Raw genomic sequence first — 8991 nt, 5'->3', positions numbered from 1 at the left:
CTCTTCGGCGGCGGCCTCAAGGGAACCATCATCGGCGGAGCCGCGGGTGCCGGCATCGGCGCAGTGGTAGGCGAAGCTCACCAGAACAGCCGCGACAACAATCGCTACGACCGCAACCACCACCGCCGCTAGCTCTCACCTTCAGCAAGAAAGGGAACTCGACCCATGAAGACCGTGAATAAGATGAAGACGATGATTTCGAAGCCGCTCCCCGCCTGCCTCACCCTCGCCGCCGCGCTTTTGCTCACCGCAGGCTGCAACCCCAAGACTCCGGCCCCAACCACTGAAACCGCAGCCGCAACCACTCAGAGTGCAGCTCCGGGACAGTCGCCGGTCACTGTCACGCCCGACGCGAATCAGGCGTCTCAGTCCCACCCCTGGACCGACCAGCAGATCCTCACCTGCACCGTTTCGCAGTGCTGGCACCTCGCCAACAAGAGCGAAGACACCTTCTTCGATATCGTTCAACAGCTGGCCGCAATCTCTGCGCAGAACCGTAGTCTCACCCTGCCGCCGACCGAAGCCGCAGGCCAGCAGGTCGGCAATGACATCAAGACCCAGGCCAAAGCCGACCATGATCAGCTCCTCTACGCTGTAGTCGACGCCGCCGTTCGCAAGGTCGGTCAGCCAACTGCTGCCGCAAAGTAAATCCTCAAAGAAGAAAGCGTCCCCGCAGGACTGGGGACGCTTTCTCCTTTAACTCGTAAATCTATACTTCTCTAAACAGCTAAATCTTCCAAAGCAGCCTTCTCGGCATTCGCCTTCACTGAGGCGATCCCCTCATCTCGTGCCGCTGGAGACGAATATCCCTGGCTGGTCCCGATCACCTGGTGGTTCGCCGCCTTCAGGTTGAACATCGCGTGGCCGTTCGCCTGTTCCTTGCGCTCATAGTGCGCATCGTCGCCGGCGTTCTTCCGAATCGAGGCTATCCCGTTCTCCGCGGAAGCCTTGGCGGTATACATCTCGCTGGTTAGAATCACCTGGCCGTTTCCGGCCTCCAGCACAAAGTAGAACTGCCCATCTTTCGCTGTCTTAAGCACAAACTTACCAGCCATCGTGTCTCCTCACCTTCGAGATTGACGTTCGCGGCCAGGCCTTCCGGTCGCGCGACAATTGTACAAGCCTGCCGTTACACCTATCTTCCTAAATGCTGAAATATCAGCGTATAAAGCAGGGCGACCGCGGACAGACCCATCACCCCAAACGTTACCCACACAAAACTCCGCGACAGCCCGCCACCTCGTTGCTCCGCCAATATCTCCGGGCTGGCATTGATCTTCGCGATCAGATAAAGCAGAGGCACCGCAGCGATCCCGTTGAAGACCGCGGTAAAGACCAGGGCCTTCATCGGATCGATGCCGATGAAGTTCAGCAGCAGACCGATCAGCATCGATACGATGATGACGCCATAGAACCCACGCGCCTTCTTGAACTTTTTTGACAGCCCTTCCTTCCAGCCAAACGCCTCCGACAGGGCGTATGCAGCCGAGCCTGCCAGCACCGGGATCCCCAGCAAGCCCAGCCCGATGATGCCGACGGCGAACACGTCCTTCGCCACCTGGCCGGAGTTGGGAAACGACCGCACCAGCGGTTCCAGCGCCTTGGCTGCATCGGCCGCTGTATTGATCGTGGTCGTCCCATGCTTGAAGAGCACCGTCGCCGTCGTGATGATGATGAACCACTGTGCCAGCTCCGCCGACAACATGCCCAGCAGCGTGTCGATCCTCATATCGCGAATGAATCTTCGCGGCAGCCGAGGCTTGCCATCTTTATCGGCCCTCAACCTCATCGCACGTTCTTCTTCTACCTCCTCTGAAGCCTGCCAGAAGAACATGTACGGCGAGATCGATGTTCCGAAGACGCCCGTGATGATGAAGAAAAATGCAAAGCTCAACTCGATATGCGGCACCACCGTCGCATACAGGATCTCTTTCCATGGCTGTTTCACGATCAATGCCGTCGCCGGATACGAGAGCAGCGCCAGTGCCAGCCACTTCAGCACATTCGCATAGGTCTTATAGGTAATCAAAACCTCGGACACGACCAGCAGGGCGGTGGTCGCGACCGCCAGCAGCCAGAACGGCACATTCACCACCAACTGGGCCGCCGCTGCCACGGCGCCAATATCCGCGCCGATATTGATCGTGTTGGCCACCGCCACCAGCACCACGACCCCGATCAGGATCTTCTTCGAATAATGTTCCTTGATCACCCCGGCAAGTCCTTTGCCCGTGACCGCGCCAATGCGCCCGCACGCCTCCTGCACGGCGAGCAAAAGCGGAATCTGGTAAAGCGAAGTCCACAGCTGGCCAAAGCCGAACTGCGCGCCCGTCTGCGAGTAGGTCGCAATACCGGACGGATCGTCGTCAGCAGCCCCGGAAATAATGCCCGGGCCAAGAATCCTGAAGAATCCGGCGATCTTCTTCTTCACCGAACTCTTCTTCGGCTCCTGCTCAACGATCGGTGCCATCTCTACTCCTGCTTCTGTCCATCGAACCGGCTGAAGTCTCTATCAGCCGCAACTCAGTCCATCTCTCTTTTATCGCGAAAGGTGCTCTCGCAAGTCACGCCCAGGCACCGCGCTGGCGCATCCAACATCATATGGCAGCAGGCTCTGCCCATCCCGTCCGTACTCTACGTGAGCTGGTCACTCTGTTTGAAGCAGCGATGACCCTTACGGTTGCCGAGCCCGGTCCTCGCTCCGTGCATCAACTTCGCACTACCGCCCGCCGCATCGAAGCTCAACTCGAACTGCTCGCTTTGCTGCCCGATCTTCCTGACCACGCCAAGCCGGCGAAGATGGCACACAAGCTGCTCCGCAAGATTCGCCGCACCGCCGGACCCGTCCGCGATCTCGACGTCCAGCGCGATCTCGTTCCATTTAAATCTGACGAAGCGGACCAGCTTCGCAGCCTGTTCCAGCGCCGCCGCAAGCAGGCCGCAAAGAAACTCCTCAACGCCATTCACAAGCGCAGGAACAAACTCACCCGCGCACTCGAAGCCCTGCTGGAAGCTCTTGCGCCTGCCGAGTCTCTGACCATCCCTGCTGCCCATCTGGCCACCCTCGTTCTCGGCTGGTACGCCGACAACGCTCCCGTCGCCGCAAAGCAGAACCATCGCCAGCTCCACGGCATTCGCAAAGCCGCCAAACTCGCCCGCTATATCGCCGAGTCTGCGGCCTCCACTCGCAGCCTCGCCCGCACCTTCGAGTCGCTCCAACAATCCGGAGGCAACTGGCACGACTGGCTCACCCTCTCCGCCATCGCCCACCGCGAGCTCGGTGACTCATCCCCTCTCGTCCAGACCTTCGCTCGCCATTGCAAAAAATCACTGGTCGATTATCGGAGTCATCTCAAGTCGCTGCCGCAGCTCCTCGCTCCAGCGTCTAGCGTCGCGGCACGTCGTCGGGCATGATCGCGCCTGCCTTCACCCACCGCGTCACCGTCGCGATGTCCGCGCCTGAGATCTCAGGCAGCTTCGGCGGCATCGGCATCGGATCATTCGCTGGCCCCTCATGCCGGATCAGCCGCACCAGCAGGCTCTTCGCCGGATCGCCCGCAACCACCACCGGGCCGTCGTGGCCGCCTTTCATCATCCCTGCCCTGGTCGCCAGGTTCAGGCCGCCGCGATGGTTCATCCCTCCATGGCAGCGGTAGCAATGCTCCTTCAGGATCGGCTGGACCCGTGTCGCATAGAACTGCGGCGTCGCTGCCTCATCCGGTGCTGCATGCACGGTTCCCACCCGCAAGCCCCACCCCAGCAAGGCAACTCCAACCACCCCAAAGCCCACCAGCAACGTCCGCATCCAGTCCCCTATTTACTGATCAGTATACGGAACCCATCTGATTACTTACACTATCGATAGAGACTCTCTAAGGTAGGAATTGCTCTGGCGTTCCGCGCCTCTCAAAACATGATGCGGTTGAACGCTCCACTTCCGGCCCTCCTGGCGCTTGCAGTTTTGTTTCTCATCCCTGCCACGCTGCTTGCCAAGCCTGCGCACCACCGTGCCCGCAAGTCGACCACCGTTCCTCGGCAGGTCCACCGCAAGGCAACGGCGACGCGGGAGCGCAGCGCCAAGCCTCACGTCAGCCACGTCCGCTCCAGCCGCACCCGGCACCATTCGGTCGAGACCGTCAGGACCAAGTCCCGCCGCTCCACGCCCCGCGATCTCAGCGTCTCCGACCAGCAGCCCCGAACAGCTACCTCCGACGACTTCCTCAAAGCTGCCTCCGTCAAGCAGGACGTTCAGGAGGCCCCGGCTCCGCACCACACCGAGCACGCCGCCGTCGTCTCCCATTCGCGCCGATCCTCGCGCCGCTCGCGTTCCGCCGCCCGCCCTGTTTCCGTGGTCAACGTCGTCCGTCCCACGCCGGAGAAGCCTCAGCTCAAGAGCATTACCGAAGAGGCCGCCACTCCTGCCATCCTTCCCGTGCTCTACAACAAGCGCGGACGCCTCATCGTTCCTCCGCCTCTCAAGGGCTCGCACGAGATCCTCCTGCACCAGAACGAAGTTGCCGACCGCGAGGGCCTCGAGCGCATCCAGAACGATGCCGACCTCATCGACATGAGAAGCAAGCGGATGCTGGTCCCGCTGCCCACTAGCTACGCTCTGCAGGTCGACGACCGTCTGCCCGAGAATCGCCGTTACACCCGGCCGTGGAGCGCGGTCTTCCTCGCCAACATGGCGCGGGCGCACTACGCTCACTTCCACACCCCATTGCAGATCAACTCTGCTGTCCGTACCGTCGAGTTCCAGCATCACCTCATCCACATCAACGGCAACGCTGCTCCGGCAGAGGGCGATACCGCCTCTCCGCATCTCACCGGTCAAGCCATCGATATCGCCAAGCACGGCCTCTCGCGGACCGAAGTGGCATGGATGCGCGGCTATCTGATGCCGTTGATTCAGGAAGGCAAGATCGACGTCGAAGAGGAGTTTCAGCAGTCCTGCTTCCACATCAGCGTCTATAAGCGGTATCTGCCGCCTGCCGACGCGCCCACGCGCAACCTGGCCTCGCACCGTCGCGCCGACGCCAGCGCACTGGCAGCCGCCATCCGCTAGGCCGTATCCCATACAGAACTCAGGCGAAGCCCCAGGACTTTTGTTTGTCATCTGTTTGTCATTCCCGAAGGGAATCTGCGTTTTGCTTGAATCACCAAAACTACATCCGGAAGAGAACCGCCTAAGGTTTTTGTAAGAACAGAGCCGGGTGCCCATGTCCCGCCTCTGGGACATGGGGTTTTACCAGCCGCAAAGGCTCGGGAGCCCCATCCTTCGCAGCATCACCGCGAAGGATGGGAGAGTAGGTCCCCGCTCCTAAACCGTCTCGCGCAATCCTGTCCGCCAGCTCTTATAGGCTGCATCCAGAGCGCGCATATTCCGCACCCCGTCGTCGCCCGATGCGACAAACGTCTCAACCCCGCGAAAAGCCCGGGCAAAGCCGTCCAGCATCCGCGTGTACCCATCGCCGTTTTCTACCGTCACCGTCTCGACCAACTCCCCGGCGCGACGCAGCTCCAGTTGCACAGGACGGTCCACCGTCAGGCCGTTCTCGGCAACCAGCGTGCCGTCGCTGCCCATGATCTCGATCAGTGTGCGGTACGGCGCGCGCGCACTCGCCGTCACATTCGCATACACGCCGCCGGTCATCTCCAGTTGCAGCGACGCCACCGCATCCACCTTGCCCGAGGAGTCGTCCCTGCGCGCCAGAGTACTGACGCTCACGACGTCCTCGCCCAGCACGTAGCGCAGGGCGTCGATGCAGTGCACGCCGACGTCGGCGATCGGGCCGCCGCAGGCCAGCGTCGCATCGGTGATCCACTTCCTCGACGACGTCGCCGCCGGATACGCATACTGCGCATGGGCGATCTGCGGCTGCCCGATGCGGCCCGCCGCGACCTGCTCGCGCATCCAGTCCAGGCTATGGTTGAAGCGGAAGTTCTGCCCCACGCCAAACAGCAGGCCCGCCGCCTTCGCGGCCTCGGCCATCTCCTCCGCCTCGGCGGTATTCATCGACAGCGGCTTCTCGCACAGCACCGCCTTGCCATGCCGCAGGGCCAGCAGGACATCGTCCTTGTGCATCGCATCCGGCGACGTGATGAAGACCACGTCCACCTCCGGCGAAGCGCACAGCTCCTCTCGCGTCGCAAAACAATGTTGAATATTGTGCGTGGCACAGTCGTTGGCCGCGGCCGCCTGGTCGCGTCGCCACATTCCCACCAGCGTGGCCTCTTCACACTTTGTAAACGCAGGCAGCAGGCGACGCACTGCGTGGAGCCCGAAGCCAAGAATCGCAAACCGTACCGGAGACTGAGTCATAGGTTGAGTTTAGAGCATCCCCCGCACTCCACCCCTCATCCCGCGCTCGAAGCACCCCAACCGCAAGTCATCCCGCCTACAGCGCACCACACCATCGTTTTGCTTAAGGGCACGGCTTCAGCCGTGCCCTTAAGTCTAATAAAATCGATGGACTTTAGCCCCTGAGGTATGCCTCCGGGGGTAAAGCAGAGCATCTCTTCAGTGAGCGTCGTTCTTGAAGATCTCTTCCGCGTAGAAGTTTTCAACCTTCGCCTGATCGCGCAGCATCTCGAAGTAAGCGTTCTTCAGCAACTGCGAACGTCCTCCCTGGAGCTGCTGCCGGATCGCCTGCTGTACGCTGGGGTCTTTCAACTCTCTCTGGCCCGCCGGTTCAATGGAAAGCAATTTATAAATTGCATATCCCTCGGTCTTTTTGGTCTGCGCGTCTGGAAGCGGAAGAATCGGTGTCATCTCGCCCGGCTTCAGCTTCATCACGTCGCTGTACAAATTGGCGTCAACTCCCTTTAGCTGCTCCGCTGTGGCCATTCCAATGTCGCCGCCATTCGGTGCAGACTCCGGTTGCTCGGAGAAGTTCATCGCCAGGGTGCCGAAGTCTTCGCCGCTGTCCAGCCGGTTCTTCAAGGCCTGGATCTTCTTCTTGGCCTCGGCATCATTGGTCGCCTTGCTGTTCTGCAGGTTCACCGGTTGCGACGAAGGCACGTCCGTCACCTGGATCGTTGCCAGATGGTACAGCGTCTGGATCAGGTTGTACTCCGACTTGTGCTGGTTATAGTAGTTGGCAACGTCCGCGTCGGTGACAGTGATCTTCGAGTTGATCTCTTTGTTCAGCAGCTTGTTCTGCGTCAGCGACCGGCGCAGATCGTGCTTCACTTCGTCGAGCGTCGTGTGGTTCGCCTTGAGCTGCTGGTTGAACTGGTCCTCGGTGTAGCGGGCCTTCATCTCGTTCAGCTTCGCGTCGACCTCTTCGTTGGTCGCCGTCAGGTTCATCTTGGCGGCGCGCTGCTGCACGATCTCTTCGTCGATCAGCGCGCGCAGCACGTTCAGCCGCAGCGAGTTGGCCTGGTCTTCCGACGGCGGTTGTTGCTGCTGCTGGCCTAGCTGCTGCTCGTAGGCTTTGTCCATCTCGGACCTCATGATGGCGTGTCCGTTCACCGTGGCCACCACATCGGCCTTGTGCTCCTGCTTGCACCCCGCAATGGGAAACAGGGCCGCGGCCATCAGCAGGGCAACTGGAATCGAAACCTGGCGCTGAAAGCGCGCGGGCAAAGTAGAAACTGGCAAAGCTGCATTGGTATCGTTCGACAATCTCTTCACGTAATCAATTCTCCTGCATGAAAGCTAGTTTCCGGGCTTGGTCGCCGGAGAGGTCTCGGTGGGCTGGACGGTTTCATCCGGCGGCGGGGGTGGCGGAGTCTGGCCTGAGGCGATCAGCGCATCGTCAATAGCCTTATACACATATTTCATCGGGACCGCACCTACGATCCTCTCGCCGTTGACGAACAGCGCCGGCGTCGAATCCACTCCCAGCTCGTCGCCCTGCTTCATCGAGGCCTGGATCGCGGTGTCGTCCTGTTTGGCGATACACGCCGCCAGCGTGCCTTCATTCACCTTCTGCTTCGCGCCCTCGGCCTTGGTCAGCGAGTCGATGGTCTCGTTCGCCTTGGCGACGCTTCTCTCGGCTCCGCCCATCTCTGCCGCATGAGCATGAATGTAGTCCACCAAATTCCAATATCCTGCCGGGCTCTCCGCCGCCATGCACTCCACGTCCACCGCCGCATGCATCGCCCACGGATGCTGGCTCAGCGGAAAGTCCTTATAGACGATGCGCACCTGGTTCTTGTAACGCGCCGTCAGTGCCGGAAATAACTGCTCGTGCATCTTCGCGCAGTACGGGCACTCCAGGTCGTCGAACCCTACCACCAGCACCGGGGCATTCGCCGGACCGCCCCGCGAAGGACGTCCTTCATCGCTCACCAGCTGCTTTGGGTCTTTGCTGATATCGAACTTGCTGAACTGCGCCAGCGTCTTACCGTCCTCCGACAGCAGGAACGTCACCGGCTTGCTCGTCTTTCCCTCCGACGAAAACGTGACCGCAATGGCGTCGAAGCCCGGAACGTCGCTCTTCGTCCGCGGCCCAAGAGCGATGTCATACTCCGGCGGAACGCCCGACCGCGACCGGATCAGCACCTGCACCCGCCGCGTCAGTTCAGGAGAGAGTCTGCCCCCGTTGGCCTCCGCTGGTACCTGGGCGTGGCAGCCGAGGGCCGCCAGGGTAAGGGCGAAGACAAGAATACGGAAGGGTTTCACAGCAGTCAGCACCCTACGATTATCTCACGCAGCTCCCTTTTTTCCCGTTCCGGCACAGCTCTGGACACAACTCCCGGCCCTCGCTCAAAACAGCCGTTCCGCCCGCCGCAGGTTCCCCGCCGACCCGATGTTGGCCAGCGTAAAGTTGAACCGGTAGGCGTTCTCGTTGCGCACCGAGCCCAGCTCATACTTGCGATACTCCACGCTGAACCCGCAGCAGTCCCAGTTGTACGAGGTCTGAAGCGCTCCATACTGCACCTGCCCCAGGTTCAGGTCCAGCCCGACGTTTGCCGCCACTCCCAGCCCCACCTTCGTCGGCGAACCAGACCCCGCCAGCACGCGCAACTGGCTGAAGTCCGAGA

General features: G+C 61.0%; 9 protein-coding genes and 1 pseudogene. 3 read left to right on the top strand and 7 right to left on the bottom strand.

Annotated features, from left to right (window positions below):
* Positions 1-183 precede the first annotated feature (183 nt).
* Positions 184-648 (top strand): hypothetical protein, encoded by a 465-nt coding sequence (locus tag VMU57_RS20165; RefSeq protein WP_325386713.1) that lies wholly within the window; start codon positions 184-186, stop codon positions 646-648.
* Between the two features lie 71 nt (positions 649-719).
* Here VMU57_RS20165 and VMU57_RS20160 read toward each other — a convergent pair whose 3' ends face one another.
* Positions 720-1055, bottom strand: a complete 336-nt coding sequence (locus VMU57_RS20160; RefSeq protein WP_325386711.1) for a YegP family protein — start codon at positions 1053-1055, stop codon at positions 720-722.
* Between the two features lie 80 nt (positions 1056-1135).
* Positions 1136-2470 (bottom strand): divalent metal cation transporter, encoded by a 1335-nt coding sequence (locus VMU57_RS20155; RefSeq protein WP_325386709.1) that lies wholly within the window; start codon positions 2468-2470, stop codon positions 1136-1138.
* Between the two features lie 131 nt (positions 2471-2601).
* Here VMU57_RS20155 and VMU57_RS20150 point away from each other — a divergent pair, with 131 nt between their 5' ends.
* Positions 2602-3414: a CHAD domain-containing protein gene (locus VMU57_RS20150; RefSeq protein ID WP_325386708.1), complete on the top strand. Its 813-nt coding sequence runs from the start codon at positions 2602-2604 to the stop codon at positions 3412-3414.
* Here the strand turns inward: VMU57_RS20150 and VMU57_RS20145 are convergent.
* On the bottom strand, positions 3386-3805 hold the full coding sequence (locus tag VMU57_RS20145; protein ID WP_325386706.1) for a c-type cytochrome domain-containing protein: 420 nt from the start codon (positions 3803-3805) through the stop codon (positions 3386-3388). The genes VMU57_RS20150 and VMU57_RS20145 overlap by 29 nt on opposite strands.
* Before the next feature lie 108 nt (positions 3806-3913).
* On the opposite strand from VMU57_RS20145, the gene VMU57_RS20140 reads away from it, so the two are divergent.
* On the top strand, positions 3914-5065 hold the full coding sequence (locus VMU57_RS20140) for a DUF5715 family protein (RefSeq protein WP_325386704.1): 1152 nt from the start codon (positions 3914-3916) through the stop codon (positions 5063-5065).
* A gap of 255 nt (positions 5066-5320) precedes the next feature.
* Here the strand turns inward: VMU57_RS20140 and VMU57_RS20135 are convergent, their stop codons facing one another.
* From VMU57_RS20135 to VMU57_RS20120, 4 genes and pseudogenes are all read right to left on the bottom strand, one after another.
* The gene (locus tag VMU57_RS20135) at positions 5321-6322 is read right to left on the bottom strand and encodes a Gfo/Idh/MocA family oxidoreductase (RefSeq protein WP_325386702.1); all 1002 of its coding nucleotides are present in this window, start codon (positions 6320-6322) and stop codon (positions 5321-5323) included.
* Between the two features lie 198 nt (positions 6323-6520).
* On the bottom strand, positions 6521-7636 hold the full coding sequence (locus VMU57_RS20130; RefSeq protein WP_325386700.1) for a SurA N-terminal domain-containing protein: 1116 nt from the start codon (positions 7634-7636) through the stop codon (positions 6521-6523).
* A gap of 24 nt (positions 7637-7660) precedes the next feature.
* A complete protein-coding gene (locus VMU57_RS20125) occupies positions 7661-8641 on the bottom strand; it encodes a DsbA family protein (protein WP_325386698.1) in 981 nt (326 codons plus the stop codon).
* Between the two features lie 72 nt (positions 8642-8713).
* Positions 8714-8991: pseudogene (locus VMU57_RS20120) on the bottom strand (LPS-assembly protein LptD); the annotation flags it as partial.

The organism is Edaphobacter sp., from assembly GCF_035532915.1.
Classification (GTDB): domain Bacteria; phylum Acidobacteriota; class Terriglobia; order Terriglobales; family Acidobacteriaceae; genus Edaphobacter.
Note: the sequence above shows the minus strand (reverse complement) of the source record. Positions and strands in the feature narration are given on the sequence as shown.